The sequence below is a fragment of the Salinivibrio sp. ML323 genome (assembly GCF_001995745.1).
GTDB classification, from domain to species: Bacteria; Pseudomonadota; Gammaproteobacteria; order Enterobacterales; family Vibrionaceae; genus Salinivibrio; species Salinivibrio kushneri.
The window spans coordinates 101045-126391 of sequence record NZ_MUES01000007.1 but is presented as its reverse complement, the minus strand read 5'-3'; the positions used below and the strand labels follow the sequence as shown (position 1 = coordinate 126391).

The following is a 25347-nucleotide window of genomic DNA, read 5'->3' as shown; positions in this document are numbered from 1 at the left end:
ATAAGAAAAAAGCGACACCATCGAGAGGTGATCCGCGGCAGGTAATGATATGACTTTTCAGCGAATGTGTTCACTTTCCTTGACAATTTCGCCCGCGCACTTGTCCACTTAGACGCCAGACAGTAAAACCACAGCATCCACGAGGTGTATTTTTTAGATATTAACGTTATGCTTCTATTTAGTGACAGCACTGATCCGACACTGGCCACAGTGTGTAAGTAAAAGAACGGCTAGGGCAGACCCAAAAAGGAATCCATCATGGCATTGAGCGATGCTGCAAAAAAAGTTCAGGAAGCGTTGATTGCTCGCGGTATTGAAACCCCAATGACGGCTAAATCCGCGATGTCTTCTGAAGAACGAAAAGAAAAAATTGAGTTTCACATGCGTGAAATCCTGCAGTCGATCGATTTAGACCTCACCGATGATAGCTTGGCCGAGACACCGGCTCGCATTGCCAAGATGTATGTTGATGAGATTTTCTCAGGCTTGGATTATTCGCAATTTCCCAAAGTCACCATGATTGATAACAAGATGGGTTGTGATGAGATGGTGCGCGTCAAAGACATCTCGGTCACCAGCACCTGTGAGCACCATTTGGTCACCATTGATGGCCGAGCGACGGTGGCGTATCTCCCCAATAATAAGGTACTTGGCCTGTCGAAGATCAACCGGATCGTACGTTTCTTCTCCCAACGGCCACAAGTGCAAGAGCGACTGACCCGCCAGGTACTGGTGGCATTGCAAACATTACTAGAAACCGAGGATGTAGCGGTACGTATCGAAGCGACACATTATTGCGTCAAATCTCGCGGTGTGATGGATGCCAACAGTGAGACAACCACCACCGCACTGGGTGGGTTGTTCAAAAAGAACGCCGCAACACGGGCTGAGTTTTTGCACGGCATTCAATAACGGCCAACATAGAGATAAAAAGCCCCGATCTGGAAACAGGTTGGGGCTTTTTTAGTACATTTAACGTGGAGACGTTGGCCGTTTACTCAAATTGCCGAGCAATATCGTGGAACTGGCGCACTTTATCTCGCAGCTGGCTACTTGCCTCGGAAACGTCGTTAACCTCGTTGAGGTTTTGCTGAGAAACCGATTCGATATCATGGATCTCTTGGCTAATGGCTGTGAAGCTCTCTAATTGCGCTTGGGCAGAGTGATGCGTTTCATTCGTACGGTCCACCACATCTGCGATGGCATTTCTGACCGAGTTTAGGCTCGCAATGCTGTGATCGGTGGTATCAACACACGCTTGCGTTTGTTCGTGGCTTTCGTGAATTTGGGTTTGCCAATGCGAAATGGTGTCGTGCATTTCTTGAATCGATGACTGAATTTGCTCTGTGGCCGTTTGCGTCCGACTGGAAAGCGCCCGCACTTCATCGGCAACAACCGCAAAGCCTCGGCCCTGTTCTCCGGCGCGTGCCGCTTCAATCGCCGCATTCAGCGCCAGCAAATTCGTCTGCTCGGCAATCCCACTGATCTCACTCATTGACTCGGTCACACGCTCGGCGGTGGCAGACAGCTGTTGCGTCGCGGTGAGCGAATTTTCCGATTGTTGAGAGAGCGTTTTTAGCTGCTCGCCCGTTTGTTGTAACAAGGCCTCGGTTTCTTTGCTTTGCTGCTGGACTGATTGCAGTCGCTCAACACTTTGCTGGGCGTTATCAGATACCTTGTTCGCCGATTCAGAGGCATGATCAATGTTACCGGCAATCGAGGAAATCTGATGGCTTTGTTTATTGATGGCATCGGACACGCGTGTTGATAATGCGCTCAACTCATCTGAAAATTGATTCAGTGACAGTGAAGCATCGAGCATGCGCCCAAGAATGGTGCGAATGCGGGCGTTGAGCATTTTCACTTTATAATCAACCACAGAGCTAAGCCCGGTCCCCGAGTAGATATAACGGCTGATACTGTCGTAATTGTCCTGTATGCCACGCGCGAGAGTAGGCAAGGTGAACAGCTCATCACGAAAGAGGGTACCGAGCACTAAAGGCATCGCAATGGCACCTGCAATATCCCAGCCCGATATGGCGTTATCGAAAATAAGCGACACAGGGGCGGCGACCAATCCCAACCCCATGAATGTGTACTTCAACGCCGCAGGAATATCGGCAACCGATAACTGCTTCATGGATTTACCATTTTTCTCGGCCCGGCACAGAGCTTGGTAAGCTTGTGCGGCGCGATGTTTGACGGCCGGATCAGGCTTCACCCTGACGGACTGATAGCCAGTGACTTGGCCGTGCTCATAAATGGGAGTGACATAGGCGTCTACCCAATAGTAATCGCCGTTTTTACAACGGTTTTTAACTATGCCGCGCCAAGGTTGGTTGGCTTTTAAGGCGCGCCACATATCTGCAAATGCCGCTTTGGGCATATCGGCGTGACGAATAATATTGTGAGGCGCACCTGTGAGTTCTTCTTCATCGTAGCCAGCGATGCGAATAAACTCAGGATTACAGTAGGTAATCACCCCGCGCTTATCAGTGGTCGAGACGAGGCGCTCATCGTCACCAAATACAACTTCATTATTGCTCATAGTCTTTATCTTTTTTGGTCACAGTCAATTAAAAGCCTTATTGGTATTAGTGTAGTGGCTGGAGATTTTTATTAATAATTGTGTTAATAAATTGTTTCTTTCTGGGCGTGGCCCATAAAAAAAAGGGCCTTGCGGCCCTTTGTTTCAGTTTTAAGACAGCGGTGCCTAGTCTAAAACCTTTGCGATGGCAGTGCAAAGTGGCACCATGTTAGTGTGCGTCATGCCTGCCACATTTAAACGGCCTGAGCCGACGATATACACGCCATGATCAGCTTTTAATGCATTGACTTGGTCTTTATTGAGCCCAGAGAACGAGAACATGCCGTTTTGCTGCTCGATAAAGCTAAAGTCACGCGACACGCCTTGCGCTTTCAATGTTTTGACAAACTCGGTACGCATGGTTTTGATGCGATCGCGCATGTCCGCCAGCTCTTGCAACCACTGCGCTTTGAGCGTCGCGTCATTCAAGATGGTGGTGACGACGGCGGCACCATGAGCAGGTGGATTAGAGTAGATAACGCGAGCGATGGTTTTCACCTGACTAAAGGCCTTGGTGGCTTCTTCTTGGTTACGGCCAACGAGCGTGAATGCACCCACTCGTTCGTTATACAAGCCAAAGTTTTTCGAGAACGAACTGGCGATAAGCAGCTCGGGACACACCTTGGTAAAAATGCGTAAGCCGGCGGCATCTTCTTCGACACCAGTGGCGAAACCTTGATAGGCAAAGTCGAACATCGGCAATAGGCCTTTACGCTGACATAGCTCAGCGAGGGCTTGCCACTCTTGCTCGGTAGGGTCGATGCCTGTTGGGTTATGGCAGCAACCGTGGAGCAGCACAACATCACCTGCGTTTGCCTGCTCGAGATCAGCGACCATTGCCTCGAAATCTTTATCATTCTTGGCCGCGTCATAATAGCTGTACTCAGCAAGAGGGAGGCCAGCAGCCGTAAAAACGCCTTTGTGGTTGGCCCAGGTTGGATTGCTGATCCACACTGTCACCTCGCCAAGATGACGTTTAATAAACTCACCAGCCAAGCGAAGCGCGCCGGTGCCACCTGGAGAGTGTGCGGTATGTGCGCGTTTGTCGTTGATCACGTCAGCTTGCTCACCAAACAGCAGTTGTTGCACCGCGAGGCCATATTCGGCCGTGCCGGGAATGCTTAAGTAAGACTTGGTGTTTTCTCTGTCGAGAAGTAGTGCTTCGGCTTTTTTAACAGAAGGGAGTACCGGTGTCTCACCGTGCTCGTTTTTGTAGACGCCCACCCCGAGATTGATTTTGTCTTCACGTGGGTCAGCTTTATATTCTTCAGTCAGTCCTAGAATAGGATCAGCGGGAGCGGCAGAGATTTTCTCAAACATTGGTGTCGTCCATGGTTATGATGAATGAAAGTCAAACTGGCTTTTTTATAACACTTGTCGAGAACAATAGAAACCGGAGGACAAGCGGCCAGTTGTGCGTTCGGTATCGGTTTATGCTGTAAAAGCGCGACTTACGTAGTCAAAACACAAGAAAAAGGCTGCAACATGCAGCCTTTTGAATCGCGAGTTTATTTAGAAGTTGGCATTGCGTGGTGAGCGAGGGAACGGGATCACATCGCGAATATTGCTCATCCCTGTCACGTAGGAAACGAGACGCTCAAAGCCCAAGCCAAAGCCTGAATGAGGGACAGTGCCGTAGCGACGAAGATCGCGGTACCACCAGAAATCTTCTTTCTCAAGACCCATTTCTTCTAGGCGTTGGTCAAGCACATCAAGACGCTCTTCACGCTGAGAACCACCGATAATTTCGCCAATGCCTGGTGCTAGCACGTCCATCGCGGCAACGGTTTTGCCGTCATCGTTCATGCGCATGTAGAAGGCTTTAATATCTTTCGGGTAGTTTTTAACGACCACCGGGGCATTAAAGTGCTCTTCTGCAAGATAGCGCTCGTGCTCAGAGGCTAAATCGATTCCCCATTCTACTGGGAACTCAAAAGTTTGGCCGCTGTTTTGCAAGATGGTGACCGCATCGGTGTAATCCACTTGGGCAAAATCTGCATTAACGAACTTTTCTAGACGCGTGAGTACGTCTTTGTTAATGCGTTGCTCAAAGAATTTCATGTCGTCTTGGCGCTCTTCAAGCACCGCTTTGAACACGTACTTGAGCATGGCTTCTGCGAGGGCCGCTGAATCATCCAGATCGGCAAACGCCACTTCCGGCTCGACCATCCAAAACTCCGCCAAGTGACGGCTGGTGTTTGAGTTTTCAGCACGGAAGGTTGGGCCGAAGGTGTAGACTTTGCTCAACGCACAGGCATAGGTTTCGGCGTTTAGCTGGCCGGATACAGTCAAGAAGGCTTCTTTGCCGAAAAAGTCTTGGTCAAAGTCGACGTCGCCTTGTTCGGTTTTGGGCACATTCGCCAAGTCCAAGCTAGAGACGCGGAACATCTCGCCAGCACCTTCACAGTCTGAGGCGGTGATCAATGGCGCAGACATCCAGTAGTAGCCTTGCTCATGGAAAAAGCGATGGATCGCTTGTGACAAGGTGTGGCGAACGCGCGCCACCGCACCAATCACGTTTGAGCGTGGGCGCAAATGGGCCACTTCACGCAAGTATTCGATAGAATGACGTGTTTTCGCCATCGGATAGGTATCAGGGTCGTCTACCCAACCGACGACTTTCACGGCTGTGGCTTGCAGCTCATAGGCTTGGCCTTTTCCTGGCGACTCGACCACGTTACCCGTGACTTCGACCGAGCAACCAGCGGTCAAGCGAAGAACGTCTTGCTGATAATTATCCAGCTCATTAGGGACCACGGCCTGAATAGGGTCAAAACAAGAACCATCGTAAATGGCAAGGAAAGAAATACCGGCTTTGGAATCTCGGCGTGACCGGACCCATCCACGCACAGTCACTTCAGTGTCGACTGCCGCCTTGCCGCGCAGGACGTCTACTACAGGCGCGTATGTCATAATTCGCTTCTATCTCCGTTTAGGGTAATACGGCCATTCAGTGATGACCGCATCATTGATTTTGCAAGTTAGGCTAGCAAGTTTACCTGTATCCTGTATAGCTTCAAGACTTAGGCGAGTCTGAGAGCTTAAATTGGCCAATTAATCCTTCTAACTGCTCAACCAGTTGCTCAAGATTCGCGCTAATCGCTTTGACTTCATTCGCATTGCTGGCGGTGTCATTCGCGTGGCTTTGGATTCGACCCACTTGAGAGAGGAGGGCATCGGTCATTTGCGCTTGGTGCTCGCTTTGCTGGCTAATGTCGTCCGCGTTGTTATTCACCGTAGTGACTTGATCGGCGATGTTGCCTAGCGCCTCAGAGAGCGCCATGACAGTTTCGCCGCGCTGATTAGCACTGTCACTGGTCGCTTCCACTGCTTGTGCCGAGGCTTCGCTACCTGCACACAGGTTCTCGATAATAGTCTGGATTTCTCCAGTGGCATCATGACTGCGGCTAGCAAGGTTACGCACTTCTTCGGCGACGACCGCAAAACCGCGGCCTTGTTCGCCAGCACGTGCCGCTTCGATTGCCGCATTTAACGCGAGCAAGTTGGTTTGTTCGGCAATTTCACGAATCACGCCTAAAATGGTGGTCACTTGCTGGCTTTGTTGGTTTACATCCAAAATTTGGCTGCGTACCTGGCTAATATCTTCGACTAATTTGCGAATATCATTGGCGGCAACATTGGCAAGGTCACTGCCTTGATTGGCACTGGTGGCGGCTGACTCACTCAGTTGCGCCGCCTCTTGGGTGCGGTTTTGAATATCATGCTGATGCTGTTGAACATTATCGATCGCCGATGACATATCATTGGTTTCATGACGTTGGCTATCGGCTAACTGATCAGTATGGCTGGACACACGAATCAAGTTCATGGCCTCGGCTGACAGCGTTTCAGAGGTGCGTTGAACTTGTTGCAAGCTGGCAGAGAAGTTATCAAGTAGCTGGTCACAACTATCACATAGCTCACCAATTTCATCGCCACGGGTATCGTTGAGACGCTCGGCCAGATTCTTATCATGGCTGGTACGTTTCATAAACGCAGAGACCCGCTTCWGCGGAGACACCACCCAACGGCGGATCACAGTTAATGAGATCAGAAAACCCAACACGGCAATACTGCCCATGATCCCGGCAGTAATAAGCATTTCTTTATCAATGGTGCCGTAAAGCGGCTCGAGGTCGTATTCCAGGCGAATCACCCCTAGCACTGTTCCTTCTTCGGCAACATGGCATTGCAGGCAGTTGGTGCCGCGATAATCACTGCTGGCTTTCATCGGCAGTGCCACGACCAGCCCCTCACCGGATCCAGAGTTAAAGGTTTCGACAATGGTCTCACCGTCAAGCGCACGTTGGTCAATGTCATCTTTTGGGGCTTGTTCAGGGTTGCCTGGACCGAAAAAGCGGGTGATCGCCTCTGCGCGAATGACACGTGCCTCTTCAATGCCTTCATGAGAAAGCATTTTTTCGCGTAAGGTATTTCGTTGGCTGATGGTGCCCGTCAACATCAACATGTTAAGGCTATCAAAATAGTTAGAGGCTTTATCGAGCGTTTGCTGACTAACAATCGATGTCATCAGTGCTTTTTGCTGATGAGATTGGTAGGCCAAAGACGTGACGAGCACCAGAGCGAAAACAAGAAAAAGAGCAAGAAGGATTTTGCTCGCAAGGGTCATGCGCATGAGTCAACCATTTTCTATTAATTTATAGATTTATCAATTATAGCTTGTAGTCACTATGTTAAACCTAGAGTGCGCGAGTGGGGGCGTTCCCATATAAAATGTGTGATTTCATCGACGTAATTAGTCCTAAAAATAAGACATGCCGGCGGTTGAGAGCTGTTGATGCCCTAAAAGCTGGGATAACATTTTGGCGAGTAAATGCGATTGAGTCATCCGGCTAATTTGAGTAGCATGCGGCCTCGTATTGTTGTTGGAAGAGATAAAATGACCACCGAGTTGTTTAAAGAGTTCACCTTTGAAGCGGCACACCACCTTCCTAATGTCCCTGAGGGACACAAGTGTGGTCGTCTACATGGACACTCTTTTATCGTGCGTTTGTATGTAGAAGGTGAGGTGGATCCTCACACAGGCTGGGTAATTGATTTTGCGGAAATCAAAGCGGCGTTTAAGCCTATCTATAACCGCCTTGACCATTATTATCTCAATGAGATTGAAGGGCTGGAGAATCCGACCAGCGAAGTACTCGCAAAGTGGATTTGGCAACAGGTTAAGCCAGATTTACCGTTACTCAGTAAAGTCATGGTCAAAGAGACCTGCACAGCCGGCTGTACCTATTACGGTGACTAAGGCGCGTGGCGTTGCACGAGTCACGGATCTGAGCGGCGGCGACCTAGGCCGTTGCTCTCCATATCAAGTGTGATACTTGGTTAGCGTGCGGCACCTTGGTCGCGCTAGAACGCCGTATAGCGCGTCCGGTGTGCGGTCATGATGAGAGGGGTGTTTACCATCGATGCTCAGGCAATCGCCAGATACTTATGTGTTTGTATCGATAGCCGCCAGCCTCGCTGAATGCAGGTATCAATGCACAGCTGGGTCGCGCGCGTTTTTTGACTCACGGGCTGTAACGCAATGGTCGCCGTATCAGGCGGCGGGCAGGTGGTGAGTAGCGCATCAAGCTGATCAATATCTTTCTCTGTTCCGACCGGGTGTTTCACTTCATTTGCCCGCGCCATTGCCTCTTTCAGCACTGGCAACTTCCCTCGCATATTGATTTTCGGAGACACAGTGACCCAGGTATTAGCCGACGCTTCAATCGGATAAGTACCACTCGTTTCTATTTGGCATTGGCAGCCAGCGGCTTCTAGCGCATGGGTTAACGGTTTTAAATCGTAAAGGCAAGGCTCACCACCGGTAATCACAATATGACGCGCGTGATAGCGGCTTAGAATGTCGGCGGTAATCGCATCAGCGCTGAGCCAGCACCAAGCGGGAGAGTCTTCAGACTTATCAATGATGAAAATCTTATCTTTCCGATCTTTTTCATCGGTTTCCCAAGTTTGCTTGGTATCGCACCAGGCGCAACCGACAGGACAACCTTGCAAGCGAACAAAGACAGAGGGAACCCCTGTAAACGTGCCTTCGCCCTGAATGGTTTCAAATATTTCGTTAACTCGGTACATGATGGTTGGTAGCGGTCGATGTAAAGCGCCACATTATGCCAATGAATACGGCTGAGATCTTGTTTTTTCACGCGTGATTAGCCTTTGAACAGCGTTACTGTTTAAGCGGGTTTTGTGAGTTTGTACGCGATTTCATCGATCTAAAGTGACCCACATCACGGGGTAGCAGCTTGCTGCTTCACAATTAGTTCGCGAAGTAAAAAAATTCACGGAGATAGGTGATATCAGGGGTATCACCATAGCCAAGCAGTTATAGGACAAGGCATGATTATTGGGCAGCCGGGACATATCGACCACATTAAGCGTAAAAATGCGGGCACGATTTATAATTTAATCGACCGTTTTGCCCCGATTTCTCGGATCGAACTGTCGAAACGCAGTCAATTAGCACCCGCCAGTATTACCAAAATTGTTCGAGAGTTGATGGACGCGCACTTGGTCAAAGAAACACAAATACAGGGTACCAGCATGCGTGGCCGGCCCGCTGTCGGCTTGGTGCTGGACAATGAGGGCTGGCAATTCTTATCCATGCGACTAGGGCGTGGTTATCTCACCATGGCACTGCACTCACTGAGTAGTGAAATCCTTATTCAAGAACGCCATGAAATTGATGTCATGGCGCAGGATGCCTTGCTTTCCACGGTGGTTGAATACGTAAAAGCCTTTTTCTCACGCCACCAAGAGACGGTCGATCGCGTGACCAGTATTGCGGTCTCGCTCCCTGGATTGGTGAACAGCGCGCAAGGCACAGTGATCCAGATGCCGTACTTTGAGGTTGATCATATGCCGCTGGGGCCAGTGTTACACCGTGAGACGGGGCTGCCAGTATTTGTCGGTAACGATACGCGCTCGTGGGCGTTGGCAGAGAAGTTATTTGGCAACGCGAAAGAATCCGATAGTGCAGTGTTGGTGGCTGTTCATAATGGGGTCGGTGCCGGCATCATACTCGAGGGTAAAGTCCTTCAAGGGCGTATTGGCAATGTGGGCGAGTTGGGCCACATCCAGATTAAGCCTTTCGGCAAACGCTGTTTTTGCGGTAACTATGGTTGCCTTGAGACGGTCGCCAGTCTCTCTGCCGTGTATGAACAGGTACAGACGCTACTGGATGAGGGGCACGCGAGCCAGTTACAGTGTCAACCATTAACCATAGACGGCATTTGCGACGCGGCGGTGGCAGGCGATGGGCTCGCGCATCAGGTGATCACTGAGTTGGGGCATCACCTGGGTACGGCTATCGCGATTGTAGTGAATTTATTCAATCCAGAAAAAATACTCTTTGGCGGAGAGTTTAATCGTGCCAAGAGCGTGCTTTATCCCGCGATTATGGAGTGTTTAAAGACCCAAACCATCCCGTTATATAGTAAGCACCTGTTGTTGGAAGAGAGCTATTTTTATACCCAAGCCACCATGCCTGGCGCAGCGATGGTCAAACAAGCCATGTACGATGGCAATTTGCTGATGAAAGTGCTGGAAGGATAGGGGTCGTCGTTTCAGTGCTATGACGCCTGGCAACGCTGAAAAACTAACCTGAATGATGGCTTTGTCCTGTCTATCAGAGATAAAAAAAGCAGGTGATTCGCACCTGCTTTTGTGAAAGTGTTTCTTTAAATAGCGACGTTAACTATTTTTTCTTTCTTCAGCCATGCAAGCGGCTGCGGTAAATACCACATCGGTTGAGCTGTTGAGGCCGGTTTCCGCGGAATCTTGCAAGACGCCAATGGTAAAGCCAATCCCTACCACCTGCATGGCAATCTCTTGTGGGATCCCGAACAAGTTACAGGCCAGTGGGATCAACAGCAATGAGCCGCCGGCCACACCAGATGCACCACAGGCTGATACTGCCGCGACAATACTCAGTAGCACCGCGGTGGCGATATCCACCTCAATACCCAAAGTGTGAACTGCTGCCAGCGTCAATACGGTAATGGTGATCGCCGCACCGCCCATGTTAATGGTTGCACCCAGTGGAATCGAAACCGAGTAGGTGTCTTCATCCAACTCAAGACGGCGGCACAGTTGCATATTCACCGGGATGTTAGCGGCTGAACTACGGGTAAAGAAGGCGGTTATGCCACTTTCACGTAGGCATTTTAAAACCAGTGGGTAGGGGTTTTGACCTGTTTTGAAGTACACAATCGCTGGGTTAACCACCAATGCGATGGTGAACATGCTACCCAATAGCACACCGAGAAGGTGCATATAACCTGCTAGGGCATCAAAGCCACTTTTAGCCAGTGTGCTGGCGACCAAACCGAAGATACCCAAAGGCGCAAAACGGATCACAAAGCGCACGATCATCGACACGCCTTCTGACACGTCGGAAAATACGCGCTTGGTTTCATTTGATGCGTGGTGCAAAGCAATCCCCAAACCGATCGCCCAAGCGAGGATCCCGATGTAGTTACCGTTCATCAATGCACTGACTGGATTGTCCACGATATTGAAAAGCAAGGTGCTCAATACCTGGCCAATCCCTTCTGGTGGGGTGATGCTGGCATCTGTGGTGGCAAATTCCAAGGTTGTTGGGAATAAGAAACTCATGGTGACTGCCGTCAGTGAGGCAGCCAGCGTACCGACAAGATATAGACCAATAATGGGACGCATGTTGGCGCGCTGTCCTTGCTTTTGGTTAGCAATGGAAGCTGCCACTAAAACGAAGACCAAAATGGGGGCGACGGCTTTCAACGCGCTGACGAAGAGTTGTCCGAACAGTCCTGCATTCGCTGCCCACTCAGGAGACAGGTATGCAAGGACACCGCCGGCAAGAATACCGACAAGGATTTGAAGTACCAACGAGTTGCCTCGGCTGACACTGGCGAGTTGTGTTTGACTCATGTGACTCTCACTTCACTGTGTTTATTATCAATGGCTGTTAATGAATCGTTAGAAGTGACGAATTAAACCAGTTTGATTCACCTGATGTAAAGAGAAAATTACTACTTTGCACTAGTTATGTAGGGCTGGGGCGGAGAGTTGTCATTAAGTAAAGGTTTACCAGGTGTAATTATTCTGTTATCGCTGCGAGATTAATGATGATAACGGGGAGCTTCGCCGAGTAAATGCATGCATTCTGTTGCCTCTTTAGCATAAAAAAAGGCGGCTTCGCAGCCGCCAGAAGGATAACAACTAACACAGAAATTTTTAGTAAATCGCATGTCCCACGGTATTGAGTAGTTTGCTTACGCCTTTAGTGAAATAGAGCGGCGCATTCGCAACCGTGTAGCATAGGCAGCCTTGTTGGGTGAATGGCGTATGGTGATGACGACTATCGAGCAAGATAAAATCGCCCGGGACGTATTCACCGCTTTCATCTTCGAAGGTACCGTCAAGCAGCAGTGTTAATTCATAACCTTTGTGGGTGTGCGCTGGCACCGAGCCGCCTTCATCAATATGAAGGAAACTGGCACGTGTCGCTCCTTCATCAAGGTTCAATCGAGCGCGCTGCACTTTGCCAAATGATGACCAGTTGGAATCACTAAAGCGTTGTAGCGCGCGTGGCAGTGTGTAGGTTTTGTCACTGACACTTATTTGTGTTGCACGGACGGGCGCCTGTGCATCGACGGCACCATCATTGGCGGCCGTATCTTCGAAAATGGCAGCAAGCATTTCGTCTTCAGCCGCACAATCCCAATCAGTAGCGGCCGTTTCTTCCTCGTCGAACACGGTCTGTGCAAGCGAAGCTTCTGCAGCGGCGACATATGCTTGGCATTCCTGGCAAAGCTCAACATGCGCTGACAACGCAATCGCCATCGAGGTGGGCAGTTTGCCAGCTGCAAACGCATCGAGTAAATCGGTCGATGGGTGATATTTAATCATTGTTTTACCTCCAGGTGATTGCGGAGCTTTTCCAGACCTAAACGCAATCGGGATTTTACGGTGCCCAGCGGCACGTTCAACTGTTCTGACAACTCTTGATGGGTAAGCTGTTTCAGATAAACGCCTCTTACCACTTGTTGTTGCACGTCGGGTAACTCATCAATGAACGACAGCAACTCTTGATCCATCATATATTGCGCACCCGCATCCGATTCATTGTCCTGCTGGCCGGATTCGAGCACGGGCCAAATATCATCACTGAAATTGTCTTCCCGGTTCGATTGCACCTTACGCAACATATCAAAGCTAATATTACGCATAATGGTGAACACCCACGTGGTCGCTGCGCCTTTGTCCGAGTTATACAAGTGGGCTTTGCGCCACACCACTAACATGGTTTCTTGTACCAATTCCATCGCCTGGCCGTCAGCGCGAAGGTGCTTGGCACCGTACGAGCGGATCTTGGGACCAAAAAACCGGAAAAGACGTTCAAAAGCGGCGCGGTCGCGCTTCTCCGAGACTTTTAATAATAATGCAGACAACTCTTCCTTCGTCACGTCAGTCATGTTGGCACGCGTGTCCCGTCTGGAAATGGTGGTCTCAGTATACATGGTTTGTGGCGCAGTCATAGTTGAGTCCTATCTGTCGTAGCCGTCCATTTGGCTACCAGTACGTGAGTAGCAGTGATTGGATCACTCGACTTCCTCTTCAAGAAGCTGACTGATGAATTGTTTCGCTTCTTCTGCCGATTCTTGCGCTATAAACCATTGTTTTTGCGCATTAGAAAGCGGCAATATCTCCAGCCAACGCTGACAGCTCCAAGTTAAGTCGTCGAAAGGGGCCGCCTCATATTGCTCTGCGTGCTCAGGATGGGCCGCAAAGACATGTTTTAGCCCGGCTGCAATATGCGCTTTATCGTCGGCTTGGTCATCATCCAAATACTCATCATGAGGCCAATCATTGAGAGCCCGTATGTCACCCACCCACAACTTATCGGCGTCTTGATCGGTCGATAGAATTTCCACACGTTGACGGCCGGCGATCGTAATCCCCAATAAGCCGTCAGGGAGTGTTTCAAAATCGACAATGTCGACCAGTGTGCCGTATTTGTACAGGCGTTTTCCCTGCATCATTGCCAGCACGAACCCCTCTTGGTTTGCAGAGCACTCTCGGACGAGGCGTAAATAGCGGGGTTCAAAAATGCGCAGTTTTGCCCTGCCACCCGGTAGCAAAAACAGGGGCAAAGGAAACAGCTTAGTCATACTGATGCCTCCTTCTATTGATTCAACATGCTCCCCACTACGCGTCGTGGGGCGCATGCGATCAAGATAGGCTTTGGATGGCGCTAATCATATTGACATTGATTGCTGCTGTGGCATTCTGGATGTCTAAACGGCCAATAAGAAAGGTAAAGGGAATGAAGATAAAACAACTTGGTGTCAGTCTCGCGTCACTGCTCGTCGCGGTATTGCTCTCAGGATGCGCTGAGGAGAATGAAACGATTAAAATTGGCGCGACGGTAGGTCCCCACGCGCAAGTGGTTGAGTCGGTGGCTAAGCAAGCGAAAGAGGAGGGGATTGATGTTGAGGTCGTGGAGTTCTCCGACTATATCTCGCCTAATGCAGGCTTAGCGGATGGCAGCTTGGATTTAAACAGTTATCAGCATCAGCCGTTTCTTGATAATTTTAACCAAAACCACGATAGCGAGTTAGTATCGGTTGGTCGTTCGATCTTAATGCGGATGGGGGTTTATTCTGACAAAGTCGACAATATTGAGGCGTTAGCAAATGGCGCACAAATTGCGATCCCCAATGATCCCACTAATGCCGGTCGCGCGCTGTTATTGCTGGAAGACGCAGGTTTGATTACTTTGGCTGACAATGTTGGCTTTAAAGCCACGCTTCAGGACGTTCAATCCAACCCTAAACAGCTCGAATTTGTTGAAGTCGAGGCCGCACAACTGCCGCGCAGCTTACAAGATGTCGATGCCGCGGCGATCACTATGAACTATGTGATGTCATCAGGGCTTGATCCGAGCGAGCAGGGCATTTTCTTGGAATCCAAAAATGCGCCTCTCGCGGTGATGGTAGTGGCCGCGCGCAAAGACGACCAAGATAACCCGACGTATCAGCGATTACTCGCGTTATTCCAGTCCGACAAAACACGTCAATTTTTGCAAGACACCTTCAATGGCACCATAGAGCCAGCATTCTAAATCACCGTCACCCCATATAATCGGTCAGTGCAATGCTGGCCGATAGCCAAACGGCACTATTTGTTTACCACTCATACAGTTATTGCTGCTACCATGGTAGCGATTCGCTGATCCACACTGTGTTAGGGTCGCGAGATCTACCTCCCCACATCACTAAAACGCATAGGAAATTGGATGCAATCGGCTAGTCGCCCATTTAATTGGTCGCCCGTATTGCTGGCATGCCTGACCGTCAGCATTGGGCAATTCAGCATGGGCTTAGTATTCCCGTCTTTGCCCTGGATAGCTCGTGATTTCAACCTCAGTATGGACAATGTCCAGCTACTGATCTCTGCCTATCTACTCGGGTTCGGGCCATCACAGTTTATCTATGGGCCTATCTCAGATGCGCTTGGTCGTCGCCGTGTATTGTTAGCCGGTGTATTACTCTCTTTGATTGGTTTAACCGTGATGGTGAGCTTTAGCGCCAGTTTCACGGGGTTGGTCATTGGCCGCTGTATTCAAGGAATGGGAACCGGCTGCTGTGCCGTGCTCTCACGCGCCTTTACGCGTGACTCGTATTCGGGGGATCAACTGCCGCAAGCGATGTCGTATTTGATTATGGTGGCGTCGTTCACGCCCATCGTGGCGCCCGTTATTGGCGGGTTCGTTAACCACAATCTAGGCTGGCTGGCGATCTTTATTTTGCTGATGGTGTACACCAGCTTGGTGTGGTGCGTGCTGTTTTTTCTGTTCAAAGAGAGCATGCACGCGCGTTCACCCTTGCCCAATGTGAAGGTGATACTTGGCCGTTATGGCGCACTGCTAAAAACACCATACTTTCTCTATTTCGCCAGTATTAGCTGGCTGAACTTTACCTTGGTGATCACCACGGTGTCGCTGATGCCGTTTTTAATGCAAGAGCGCATCGGGATGACCTCGGATCAATATGCGCTGTGGGCGCTTATTCCCACGTGTGGCTTATTGCTAGGTAGTACGCTAGTGTCGCGCATTCGCCCGCGTTTGGGTACTAAGCGCATGCTACTGATGGCACCGATGATGCAGCTCATCTCTGCGGTTTGGTTATGGCTGACTCCGATGGACCCTTTATTGCTGATGATCGGGCAGTTCTTTATGGTATTTGGCAACGGGATTGCGCTGCCGTGCGCCCAGTCGCAGGTGATGCAGCCTTACTCTAACCAAGCCGGCACCGTCGCTGCGCTCTCCGGTGGCGGACAGATGATTATTTCTGCGTTGATGAGTATGGCGCTATTGGGTTTGGGCGTTAGCGAAGCCTGGCACCTTGGTATAGTGGTGGGCGTATTTGCGCTGCTTTCTGTTCACAATATTTTCCGCGGTTTTGCCGCCCCAAAAGTCAACGTCGCCAATGGCACCATCTGACGGAATACAGAAAGAGCAAGAGCCCCAATACGAATACGAGCTGCTCTTTTAGTTTCTAGCCGCTAGAAGCGAAGCGCTCTGTATTCAAGATCTTGAATCAATCGTAGGTCGGACAAGCGCTAGTGCGATGTGACCCTCATGACTCGATGTAAGTGGCGCGCCTCCGACATCGGGGTTAAATTCGGCATCGATCGTGACAGGCGCCCAGGCGACATAGTGCATAGTGGTTGACATATTACCGGGGCTTGTGTCACCTACGCCAATGGCACCATCGGCGTTAAAGTACGCGTAGGTCGGACAAGCGCTAATGCGATGAGACCCTCATGACTCGATGTAAGTGGCGCGCCCGTTGCACGGCGCCTCCGACATCGATGGTTAACTTCAATACGATCGTGACTGACGCCCTATCTACTCACCAAAAAACTGCTTAATTGCGGTGATCATGCCTTGAGTGAGTTGATGAAGTTGGTCGTCGCGGATGCAATAAGGTGGCATCACATACACCAGTTTGCCGAACGGGCGAACCCAAATGCCTTGGGCGGTCATCAAGGGCTGAATATCGGCCAGGTTCACCGGTTTGGTCAGCTCTATCACGCCAATTGCGCCAAGCACACGCACGTCCGCCACAGATTCCAACGCGCGAGCAGGCGCTAAGCCAGTTTTCAGCTGCTGCTCGATGTGCGCGACCGTCTGCGGCCAGTCACTTTCTAGCAAGGTATCAATGCTGGCGCAGGCCACGGCACAGGCGAGTGGGTTGCCCATAAAGGTGGGACCGTGCATAAAACAGCCTGCATCACCGCTGCAGACGGTATCAGCCACATGGCGGGTGGTGAGCGTGGCGGCCAAGGTCATGTAGCCACCAGTCAATGCTTTACCGACGCAGAGTATATCTGGGCTGATCCCCGCGTGGTCGCAAGCAAATAGTTTTCCTGTTCGGCCAAATCCGGTGGCGATTTCATCCACAATCAGCAGTACATCAAATTCATCGCACAGAGCGCGCACTTGACGCAGGTATTCGGGATGATAAAAGCGCATTCCACCTGCGCCTTGCACGATGGGCTCTAAGATCACCGCGGCCAGTTGGCCATGGTGGGTGGCGAGTGCGTCGCGCATAGGGTGTATGTCGTTAGGGTTCCACTCACCGTCAAAGCGGCTTTGTGGGGAGGGCTCAAAATGATGCTGGGGCAAAAAACCTTTGTAGAGTTTGTGCATCGAATTATCAGGGTCCGTCACCGACATGGCGGCGAACGTGTCGCCATGATAGCCATGACGCAAGGTCAAAAACTGTGCGCGCGACTCGCCGCGTCCCTGCCAATATTGCATCGCCATTTTAAGCGCCACTTCTACCGACACAGATCCTGAATCGGCCAAAAACACTTGCGTGAGCGGGGCGGGTGAATGCGTGACTAAGCGCTCGCAAAGCGATACCGCGGGCTGGTGGGTGAGGCCGCCAAACATCACATGCGACATTTTATCGATTTGCTGATGCGCTGCGGCGTTCAAAGCAGGGTGGTTGTAGCCGTGAATGGCTGCCCACCATGACGACATGCCATCAATCAAAGCGGTGCCGTCCTCAAGATATAGCTCGGCGCCGCTTGCGTGTGAGACAGGTAAGCAAGGCAAAGGGTCGAGCGTTGAAGTGTAGGGGTGCCAGATATGTTCACGGTCAAAATGGGTGTTTATGGTCATAAATAAATCAGATGTAAACCAGTGTAATCTTGTTGTGTTGACAGGTTAACGTCTGTGGGTAGACTAGCCAAGCATTAAAACGACAACAACGGGGAAAACCGCGTGGAAATAAGACACAACTGGACCGCACAGGAAGTGCAAGCATTGTTCGATAAACCCTTCATGGATTTGCTGTTTGAAGCGCAGCAGGTGCATCGTGAATATCATCCTGCCAACCAAGTGCAAGTCAGCACGCTGTTATCGATCAAAACCGGCGCGTGTCCAGAAGATTGCAAATATTGCCCGCAAAGTGCGCGGTATCGCACCGATGTTGAAAAAGAGCGCTTAATGGAAGTGGAACGCGTGCTCGAAGCGGCAGAAAAAGCCAAAGCCTCAGGCGCGACGCGCTTTTGCATGGGGGCCGCCTGGAAAAACCCCAAGCAACGCGATATGCCGTATTTGCTCGATATGATCCAAGGCGTGAAAGAATTAGGGCTGGAAACCTGCATGACACTGGGCATGTTGGATGCCGAGCAAGCCAAAACCTTGTCGGAGGCGGGTTTGGATTACTACAACCACAATCTCGATACCTCGCCCGAGTTTTACGGCAACATTATTACCACGCGGACATATCAAGAACGCCTCGATACCTTATCTAATGTGCGAGACGCGGGAATGAAGGTGTGTTCTGGCGGCATTATTGGCCTGGGCGAAAGTGCCCGCGATCGCGCAGGTTTGTTGGTTGAGCTGGCCAATATGCCCGCGCACCCAGAAAGCGTGCCGATCAACATGCTGGTTAAAGTGAAAGGCACACCGCTTGAGAACGTCGATGACGTCGACCCGTTCGATTTCGTCCGCATTATCGCGGTGGCGCGGATCATGATGCCCAAATCGGCAGTGCGGCTGTCTGCCGGACGCGAAGACATGAACGAGCAAATGCAAACCTTGTGCTTTATGGCGGGCGCCAACTCGATATTCTACGGTTGTAAGCTGTTGACCACACCAAACCCAGACGAAGACGCGGACATGCAGCTATTTAAAAAGCTGGGTATCAATCGCGAAGCGGTCAGCCAAAAGCCCGATCAAGTCACTGAGCACGACTTACTTGAGCAAGTGGCTGAGCGAGTGGCATCGCGCCCGCAAGAAGGCGATTTGTTCTACGATGCCAGCATCTAAATCTCTATGACTGAAGCAACATCAGCGCTGACCCGTCGTTATCAGGACGAACTGGCTGCACGCCAGCAACAAGGCTTATGGCGGCAAAGTGGTGACAATGCCGTCGCCGAGTCATGGCGCAACTTTGCCGGTAATGATTACTTAGGCCTCGCGCAAGAGCCGCGTCTGGTCAAAAAGGCGCAGCAGCACCTTGAACGCTGGGGTGTGGGTGCAACGGCCTCGCCGGTGGTATCCGGTTTTACCGCGGCGCATCAATCCCTTTGTGATCAGCTGTGTGACTGGCTCGGTTACCCGCAAGCGATACTGTTTAACAGTGGTTTTGCCGCCAATCAGGCGTTGCTGTTTACGCTGTTAGGTAAAGACGATGCCTTGTTTCAAGATAAACTCAACCACGCCTCTTTGATTGAGGCTGGCGTATTGAGCCCTGCCACCCAGCGGCGCTTTCGTCATAACGACATGGCACACCTTCGCCAACTGCTCGCGAAGCAAACCCAGCCTTCCGCATCGCTGATTGTCTCGGAAGGGGTATTTAGCATGGATGGTGATGTATCGCCAACCGAAAGCCTTGCCGCGATGGCCAACCAATCGGGGGCGCTCTGGGCTCTGGATGACGCGCATGGGATTGGCGTGTTAGGGCAAGAAGGCGAGGGCAGTATCAGTCGTGGCGCGCGGCCGGATATTTTAATCGTGACGTTTGGAAAAGCCCTGGGCGTCGCCGGCGCGGCAGTGTTGGCTTCTCCCACCATCATTGACTATTTACGCCAGTTCGCTCGCCATTATGTCTACTCGACGGCTATGCCACCGGTGCAAGCGGCACTCATTGAGGATGCGATTAGGCTGGCACGAACAGAGCACTGGCGGCGAGAAACACTCAGCGCCCATGCTGAACAGCTAGCGCAAGGGCTCCACGATTGGTTAGAGACGACGTCTGTTTTCGAACCGCCCGCTGGTAATCGGCAGCATTTACCGCGACTACTTGCGACGCCTAGCCCGATCAAGCCGCTGATTATCGGCGATTTGGCCGCGTTACAGCAGGTGAATCACGCTTTGATGAAAGCCCATATACGAGTAGGAGCGATTCGGCCACCGACTGTGCCTGCCAACACCGCACGTCTGCGGATCAGCCTGTCCGCGCAACATCAAAAAACAGATATCACCGCACTGATTGAGGCGCTGAAGCCGGTATTAGCGAGCGACAAAGCGTGTGGGGTGACAGCATGACCGTCGCCGATAAACAAGCGATTGCTCGAGCGTTTGGCCGAGCTGCGACCCATTATGACGACAGTGCGACGCTGCAGCGCCGTGTCGGCCAGCGGTTGATGGCATTGGCTGAGTCAGAGCAAAAGGCTGTCCGCCTCGGCACCGTTTTAGATGTCGGCTGTGGCACCGGCTATTTCACCCAGCAGTGGATGATTTACGCTAAGACAGTGATTGGACTGGATCTCAGCGCCCCTATGCTTGCAACGGCAAAAGCGCGCTGCGGCGATGCCATGCTAGGCGTACAAGCTGATGCGGAGCATTTGCCGCTGGCTGATAACAGTGTCGATCTGGCATTTAGCTCGTTAGCATTGCAATGGTGCGACGATTTGCATGTGCCATTGGCGGAGCTGCGTCGGGTCGTCAAACCCGGCGGGCAAATCCTTGTTTCGACTCTGCTGACCGGATCCTTGTGTGAGCTCGACAGCGCATGGCAACAAGCATGCGGCACGTCACGAGTGAACCGCTTTATCTCCTTCTCAGAGTTACAGCAGGCGACCCAACGCGCCGGGCTGATGCACGCAACCGTGTTGCAAGAAAGCGAACAGCTGACCTTTGCCAATGCCCATGCGGTGATGAAAAGTTTAAAAGGCATTGGTGCCACCTATCGCCCGCAAGGGGCGGGGCAGCAAGGGCTGGCGACAAGAGCGCAGTTTAGCGCGGTAGAAAAGGCGTATCAGCGTTTTACACTCGCCGCCAACACCTTACCGGCGACCTATCAAATTGGCTACATAGTGATTCACCATCATGCATGACAGTTACTTTATTACCGGCACCGACACCGAAGTGGGAAAAACCTATACCACGGCGGCGCTGTTGCACGCTTTTATCGCAAAGGGCTATCAAGCGGTGGGTTATAAGCCTGTTGCCGCTGGTGCCGATTTAGCGCCTGATTACCAACTAAATAGTGACGCTGTCACTTTACAGCGCGCCAGTGCGATTGCATTGCCGTATGCCGCGATCAACCCAGTATTGTTAGAAACGCCGTGTTCGCCGCACTGGGCGGCCGTGTTAGCCAACAAGCCCATCGATACCCAGATGTTGAGTGATGGGCTCGCGCATTTAAAACAGCAGGCTCGCCCGGTATTGGTAGAAGGGGCTGGAGGCTGGCAAGTGCCACTGAGTGAGACTGAAACGCTGGCCGATTGGGTGGTTGCCCACCAACTGCCAGTGATCATGGTAGTGGGGATTAAACTTGGCTGTTTAAACCATGCTTTGCTCACTGCAGAGGCCATTCGTGCCCGCGGGCTTGAATTAGCCGGATGGGTCGCAAACGCCGTTGATCCCAAGGCGCAGCACAGTGACGAAATGATGCGCTATCTGGATGCGCATTTAGATGCGCCTTGTCTCGGGCACTTGCCGTTTGCTGCCGATGCTTCGCCAGCACAATGTGCGATCCACTTAGATATTACGCCGTTGTAAACATATTGTGGGAATATAGCGATCAAAAAAAGCCAGCGCTGTGCTGGCTTTTTGTCTATTTAGGTAGGCAGTTCGGGTAGACAATTACTTTTGGTCGTCTTGCACACCCATTAGGCTTTGCTGAACCTCGGCCATCTGGCGTGCAGCTGACGCGTCATCCGACGCTAACCCAAGCTCTGAGCAGGCCTCATCGAAGCTCATGCCGAGATGACAGGTTAAGATGTCGATAGCGACTCGGTAGTTTTCTTGCTCTGCCATGGTCTCACTCCATTGATAACGCGTTGCGTTGTTAAGGTTAGGTTGTCCACTCACGGTGGTTGTACACTTAATGCTTGATATGACCGCTGACTGCCCATTACTCGGTGTCTTACGCAGTGCATCAGCGTCATAGTTTTAAACAGCTGCGCATAAATTAGCCTGAGTAAACCGCGATGACAACTCGACCAAAGTCTATATTGGCAGGTTTTTGTCTTTTTTGTTGGGCTTTTCTGCCTCATTAATTGTTAACTATTTGAATAAATTGTTAAAAACACAAGGTTGCGCGGTATCACAATTTGTTTAGATCAGATCGAAATAACGTGCCACACTAACTGGTCGGCGCAGAGAGTGGATGGGGCGGGCGCCATAAGCGACGACTGGGATTTATTCGTAACAAATTGCATCAAAGGATTGTTTTTATCATTAATGCCCATACTATTTTTATCATTACAACAAATAAGCGCTAAACACTGGGTTTAAGCGACGGAGACACACCATGAAACGCTTAGGATTATTTCTTGCTACCAACCTTGCGGTACTGGTCGTATTTAGCATTGTGCTGAATATCATTTATGCCGTGACAGGCATGCAACCAGGCAGCTTATCTGGATTGCTGGTACTGGCAGCGGTATTTGGTTTTGGCGGCTCGTTGATATCGTTGCTAATGTCAAAATCCATGGCATTACGCTCGGTGGGGGCACAAGTGATTGAGCACCCACGCAACGAAACCGAGCACTGGCTAATGAATACGGTCAGTCAGCAAGCTCAACGTGCTGGTATTGGTATGCCAACCGTGGCGGTATACAACTCGCCTGACATCAACGCCTTTGCCACTGGGGCAAAACGCAATGACTCGGTCGTCGCGGTCTCAAGCGGGTTACTACAAAACATGACCCGTGATGAGGCCGAAGCCGTGTTGGCGCACGAAATCAGCCACATTGCCAATGGCGATATGGTTACCATGACCTTGATGCAAGGGGTGGTGAACACCTTCGTGATCTTTATTGCTCGTGTCATCGCCGGTGCGGTCAGCGGTATGAACAGTGACGAAGAAGGCGAAGGTGGCGGCAACTGGATGATGTACTTCCTGATTTCCTCCGTGCTAGAAATCGTGTTTGGTATTCTGGCGAGTATTCTCACCATGTGGTTTAGTCGTCACCGCGAATTCCACGCCGATGCAGGCTCGGCGCAGCTGGTGGGCAAACAGAAAATGATTGCCGCGCTGGAGCGTTTGAAAGTCAGCCATGAGCCGAAGCTGGAAGGCTCAATGATGGCATTTGGCATCAACGGTAAGAAAACGCTGAGTGAGATGTTTATGACTCACCCACCGCTAGAAAAACGTATCGATGCTTTGCGTCGTGGCGACTATCTATAACCAGATAGCCTTGACGTCGAATCACAGATTAAGCGGCCTGCGGGCCGCTTTTTGTGTGTGCGCGACGCCACTTTATCCCCTCACTGGCGAGCATCGCACCCAATACAATCAACGCCATCGCCACCACGGTAAGTGCACTGACGGTTTCCGAGAACACAGGGATGGCGATCAGCGCGGCCACCACAGGCGTGAATGCGCCTATTGCGGCACTCATTTCTGCGCCTAAACGGCGAATGGCAAAAGCATAGCTGTAATTGGCGATGATCCCCACGCCCAAGCCTTGCGCCAGCACATGATAGCCCAGCTCGCCAAGAGGTGCTTGGAGCAGGTTAAACGAGACAAGGCCACTGATTGCGCCCACCGGCAGCAGCAAGACGGCCGAGATCGCGAGCACCGCACCGGCTTCTGCGGCATTCAATCCCGTCACACGTACGCCAATGGTAAACCATGCCCAGCTGATACTGGCTGCGAGCAAAATCAAATGGCCTTGGGTGACGCTCCACGGTGAGAAGAACAGCGAATGCCATAAAAATGCGCCTATGCCGATCACGATCAGCCCGATGCCTAATCGCCGTCCCACCGACAGCGACTCGCCATAAACGCTCCAAGCAATGGCGGAGACAAACAGTGGCAAGATCCCGGGAATTAACGAGGCGCCATCGGCGATAGGGGCAAACTGCATCCCCGTCGCGGCGAGCAGATAAAACGGTAAGCCTGCGCCAAAGGCAATCGCAAACAGATAACGTTTGGGCACGGAGACAATATGGCGCACACGGTGACGGCTCAACCAACCAAATAGGAGGGCGGCAGGCAAAAAGCGCAGTAGGGCAATATCGCCACTGGTTAACACCGACTGGCTGGCCTGACGCAATGAAATAAACAGGCTCGCCCAAATGGTCACGGTGACAAGCATGGCGGCGAGGCCTAGTAAACGTTGAGAGGTGGCAGGCATGGTTGATCACTTCCTTGTTAACGGATTCAATTAGTGTGGCAGCGTCAAAAGAGGGATTGGTGGCAAATTAAAGGATGATTTGCCATCATGTTGGCGTTTATCATCTTTAATTATCTTTTTGTTGTTAAAAATCACTAAGGAAGCGATTTGGACAGTAAAGACAAAGCCATTCTGGCGCTGTTACAAGACGATGCGCGCCGCACGACCGCAGAGATTGCCGATGCGGTTGGCTTGTCGTTTTCGCCTTGTGCAAGACGAATCAAAAAGTTGGAAGCCGATGGGGTGATAGCGTCCTACCAGGTCACGCTCAACCGCCAGCGGATTGGGCTAAACATGACCTTTTTTGTCAATGTGAGCTTGAGCAATCACCGAGAAGAGGCGATTGTCACCTTTGAGCACGCGCTGGTGGAAATGGATGAAGTAATCAACGGCCACGTGATCTCAGGGACTTATGACTATTTACTGGAAGTGGTGACGCGAGATTTACCGCACTATGAAGCTTTTATGCGCCAGTTACAGACCCTAGCGATGGTTAAAGACATTAACACCAATGTGGCGATCCGCGCGGTAAAACAAGGCGCGGCGCTAAAAGTGTAGCGCCGCGTGATCATCATGCAAGGGTGGTTAGCGATTAGCTAAGATGCTGACTTAGCCAGTCACTAAAGGCATTTTGGGGCAGGGCACCGTTGAGTACGTCAACGCGCTCGCCGTTTTTAAACACCATCAAGGTCGGAATACTGCGAATACGATACTGCGCCGCCAATGCTTGCTGGGCTTCGGTATCGATTTTGACAAAGCGTGCGCGGCCTTCTTCTTGCTCGGCCACTGCCGCAAAGGCAGGCGCGAAGCTTTGGCATGGACCACACCACGGGGCCCAAAAATCGACCACGACAGGGACATCGCTATTTAGCAGCGCATTAAAATTATCATTGGTACCTTCAATCGGCTTACCGTCCAGCACATCAGACTGACACTTGCCGCATTTGGGGGCGTCATTCACCCGCTCGCTTGGAATGCGGTTCATGGATTGGCAGTGAGGGCAGCGTGAGGTCAAGATTGTCATGGTATTTCCTCGTTGAATTATTTGTGCCTAATATAAGTGGATAATTCGGCTCGCCCCAGTTGAATTTATCAATCACTCAAAT

General features: G+C 51.2%; 24 protein-coding genes. 11 read left to right on the top strand and 13 right to left on the bottom strand.

The genetic code is table 11. The features are described 5' to 3' along the window. The first annotated feature begins 255 nt into the window (after positions 1 to 255). Entirely contained in the window at positions 256 to 912 is a 657-nt protein-coding gene (gene folE, locus BZG13_RS07475) for a GTP cyclohydrolase I FolE (protein ID WP_069362710.1), read from the top strand. 82 nt (positions 913 to 994) lie between these two features. On the opposite strand, the gene BZG13_RS07470 is transcribed toward folE, so the two are convergent. The 4 genes from BZG13_RS07470 to BZG13_RS07455 all read right to left on the bottom strand — a co-directional run bounded on the left by BZG13_RS07470 (position 995) and on the right by BZG13_RS07455 (position 7223). Next, positions 995 to 2548, bottom strand: a complete 1554-nt coding sequence (locus BZG13_RS07470) for a methyl-accepting chemotaxis protein (RefSeq protein WP_077486161.1) — start codon at positions 2546 to 2548, stop codon at positions 995 to 997. A gap of 165 nt (positions 2549 to 2713) precedes the next feature. Continuing rightward, positions 2714 to 3907 (bottom strand): amino acid aminotransferase, encoded by a 1194-nt coding sequence (locus BZG13_RS07465; RefSeq protein WP_077486160.1) that lies wholly within the window; start codon positions 3905 to 3907, stop codon positions 2714 to 2716. Positions 3908 to 4099: 192 nt separating this feature from the next. Continuing rightward, positions 4100 to 5500: an asparagine--tRNA ligase gene (asnS, locus tag BZG13_RS07460; RefSeq protein ID WP_069362713.1), complete on the bottom strand. Its 1401-nt coding sequence runs from the start codon at positions 5498 to 5500 to the stop codon at positions 4100 to 4102. Between the two features lie 103 nt (positions 5501 to 5603). Further along, positions 5604 to 7223 (bottom strand): methyl-accepting chemotaxis protein, encoded by a 1620-nt coding sequence (locus BZG13_RS07455; RefSeq protein WP_077486159.1) that lies wholly within the window; start codon positions 7221 to 7223, stop codon positions 5604 to 5606. Between the two features lie 264 nt (positions 7224 to 7487). Here BZG13_RS07455 and queD point away from each other — a divergent pair, with 264 nt between their 5' ends. Beyond that, positions 7488 to 7850, top strand: coding sequence for a 6-carboxytetrahydropterin synthase QueD (gene queD, locus BZG13_RS07450; RefSeq protein ID WP_077486158.1), 363 nt, complete (start codon positions 7488 to 7490; stop codon positions 7848 to 7850). Between the two features lie 167 nt (positions 7851 to 8017). Here queD and queE read toward each other — a convergent pair whose 3' ends face one another. After that, positions 8018 to 8683 carry a 7-carboxy-7-deazaguanine synthase QueE gene (gene queE / locus BZG13_RS07445; protein WP_077486157.1) on the bottom strand — a complete coding sequence of 222 codons (666 nt, stop codon included), beginning with the start codon at positions 8681 to 8683 and terminating at the stop codon, positions 8018 to 8020. A gap of 264 nt (positions 8684 to 8947) precedes the next feature. Between queE and mlc the strand changes: the two genes are divergently transcribed. Continuing rightward, positions 8948 to 10162 carry a sugar metabolism global transcriptional regulator Mlc gene (gene mlc, locus BZG13_RS07440; protein WP_077486156.1) on the top strand — a complete coding sequence of 405 codons (1215 nt, stop codon included), beginning with the start codon at positions 8948 to 8950 and terminating at the stop codon, positions 10160 to 10162. 138 nt (positions 10163 to 10300) lie between these two features. On the opposite strand, the gene sstT is transcribed toward mlc, so the two are convergent. The 4 genes from sstT to BZG13_RS07420 all read right to left on the bottom strand — a co-directional run bounded on the left by sstT (position 10301) and on the right by BZG13_RS07420 (position 13761). Beyond that, complete coding sequence (gene sstT, locus BZG13_RS07435; RefSeq protein WP_069362718.1) at positions 10301 to 11518, bottom strand: serine/threonine transporter SstT; 1218 nt, start codon at positions 11516 to 11518, stop codon at positions 10301 to 10303. A gap of 306 nt (positions 11519 to 11824) precedes the next feature. Further along, entirely contained in the window at positions 11825 to 12499 is a 675-nt protein-coding gene (locus BZG13_RS07430; RefSeq protein ID WP_077486155.1) for a ChrR family anti-sigma-E factor, read from the bottom strand. Beyond that, on the bottom strand, positions 12496 to 13128 hold the full coding sequence (locus tag BZG13_RS07425; protein WP_069362720.1) for a sigma-70 family RNA polymerase sigma factor: 633 nt from the start codon (positions 13126 to 13128) through the stop codon (positions 12496 to 12498). Before BZG13_RS07425 ends, BZG13_RS07430 begins: the two co-directional genes overlap by 4 nt. Positions 13129 to 13191: 63 nt before the next feature. Further along, positions 13192 to 13761: an LON peptidase substrate-binding domain-containing protein gene (locus BZG13_RS07420; RefSeq protein WP_077486154.1), complete on the bottom strand. Its 570-nt coding sequence runs from the start codon at positions 13759 to 13761 to the stop codon at positions 13192 to 13194. Positions 13762 to 13916: 155 nt separating this feature from the next. Between BZG13_RS07420 and BZG13_RS07415 the strand changes: the two genes are divergently transcribed. Further along, positions 13917 to 14714: a MetQ/NlpA family ABC transporter substrate-binding protein gene (locus tag BZG13_RS07415; RefSeq protein ID WP_077486153.1), complete on the top strand. Its 798-nt coding sequence runs from the start codon at positions 13917 to 13919 to the stop codon at positions 14712 to 14714. A gap of 174 nt (positions 14715 to 14888) precedes the next feature. After that, positions 14889 to 16094 (top strand): multidrug effflux MFS transporter, encoded by a 1206-nt coding sequence (locus tag BZG13_RS07410; protein WP_077486152.1) that lies wholly within the window; start codon positions 14889 to 14891, stop codon positions 16092 to 16094. A gap of 408 nt (positions 16095 to 16502) precedes the next feature. On the opposite strand, the gene bioA is transcribed toward BZG13_RS07410, so the two are convergent. After that, complete coding sequence (bioA, locus tag BZG13_RS07405; RefSeq protein WP_198935508.1) at positions 16503 to 17777, bottom strand: adenosylmethionine--8-amino-7-oxononanoate transaminase; 1275 nt, start codon at positions 17775 to 17777, stop codon at positions 16503 to 16505. Between the two features lie 108 nt (positions 17778 to 17885). On the opposite strand from bioA, the gene bioB reads away from it, so the two are divergent. From bioB to bioD, 4 genes are read left to right on the top strand one after another with little or no spacing between them, the layout of a single operon-like run. Continuing rightward, the gene (bioB, locus tag BZG13_RS07400) at positions 17886 to 18938 is read left to right on the top strand and encodes a biotin synthase BioB (protein ID WP_077486150.1); all 1053 of its coding nucleotides are present in this window, start codon (positions 17886 to 17888) and stop codon (positions 18936 to 18938) included. A 6-nt stretch (positions 18939 to 18944) separates the two neighbouring features. Next, complete coding sequence (locus BZG13_RS07395; protein WP_077486149.1) at positions 18945 to 20159, top strand: aminotransferase class I/II-fold pyridoxal phosphate-dependent enzyme; 1215 nt, start codon at positions 18945 to 18947, stop codon at positions 20157 to 20159. Further along, positions 20156 to 20950 (top strand): malonyl-ACP O-methyltransferase BioC, encoded by a 795-nt coding sequence (bioC, locus tag BZG13_RS07390; RefSeq protein ID WP_077486148.1) that lies wholly within the window; start codon positions 20156 to 20158, stop codon positions 20948 to 20950. The genes BZG13_RS07395 and bioC overlap by 4 nt, the downstream gene beginning before the upstream one ends. Beyond that, a complete protein-coding gene (bioD, locus tag BZG13_RS07385; RefSeq protein ID WP_077486147.1) occupies positions 20943 to 21617 on the top strand; it encodes a dethiobiotin synthase in 675 nt (224 codons plus the stop codon). The genes bioC and bioD overlap by 8 nt, the downstream gene beginning before the upstream one ends. An 84-nt stretch (positions 21618 to 21701) precedes the next feature. On the opposite strand, the gene BZG13_RS15355 is transcribed toward bioD, so the two are convergent. Then, positions 21702 to 21875 (bottom strand): hypothetical protein, encoded by a 174-nt coding sequence (locus BZG13_RS15355; protein ID WP_176719660.1) that lies wholly within the window; start codon positions 21873 to 21875, stop codon positions 21702 to 21704. A 496-nt stretch (positions 21876 to 22371) separates the two neighbouring features. On the opposite strand from BZG13_RS15355, the gene htpX reads away from it, so the two are divergent. Next, entirely contained in the window at positions 22372 to 23250 is an 879-nt protein-coding gene (htpX, locus tag BZG13_RS07380; protein WP_077486146.1) for a protease HtpX, read from the top strand. A gap of 28 nt (positions 23251 to 23278) precedes the next feature. Here the strand turns inward: htpX and BZG13_RS07375 are convergent, their stop codons facing one another. Beyond that, complete coding sequence (locus BZG13_RS07375; RefSeq protein ID WP_077486145.1) at positions 23279 to 24202, bottom strand: DMT family transporter; 924 nt, start codon at positions 24200 to 24202, stop codon at positions 23279 to 23281. A 147-nt stretch (positions 24203 to 24349) separates the two neighbouring features. On the opposite strand from BZG13_RS07375, the gene BZG13_RS07370 reads away from it, so the two are divergent. Next, a complete protein-coding gene (locus BZG13_RS07370; protein ID WP_077486144.1) occupies positions 24350 to 24799 on the top strand; it encodes an Lrp/AsnC family transcriptional regulator in 450 nt (149 codons plus the stop codon). A 34-nt stretch (positions 24800 to 24833) separates the two neighbouring features. Here the strand turns inward: BZG13_RS07370 and trxC are convergent, their stop codons facing one another. Beyond that, positions 24834 to 25265: a thioredoxin TrxC gene (trxC, locus tag BZG13_RS07365; RefSeq protein ID WP_069362733.1), complete on the bottom strand. Its 432-nt coding sequence runs from the start codon at positions 25263 to 25265 to the stop codon at positions 24834 to 24836. Between the last annotated feature and the right edge of the window lie 82 nt (positions 25266 to 25347).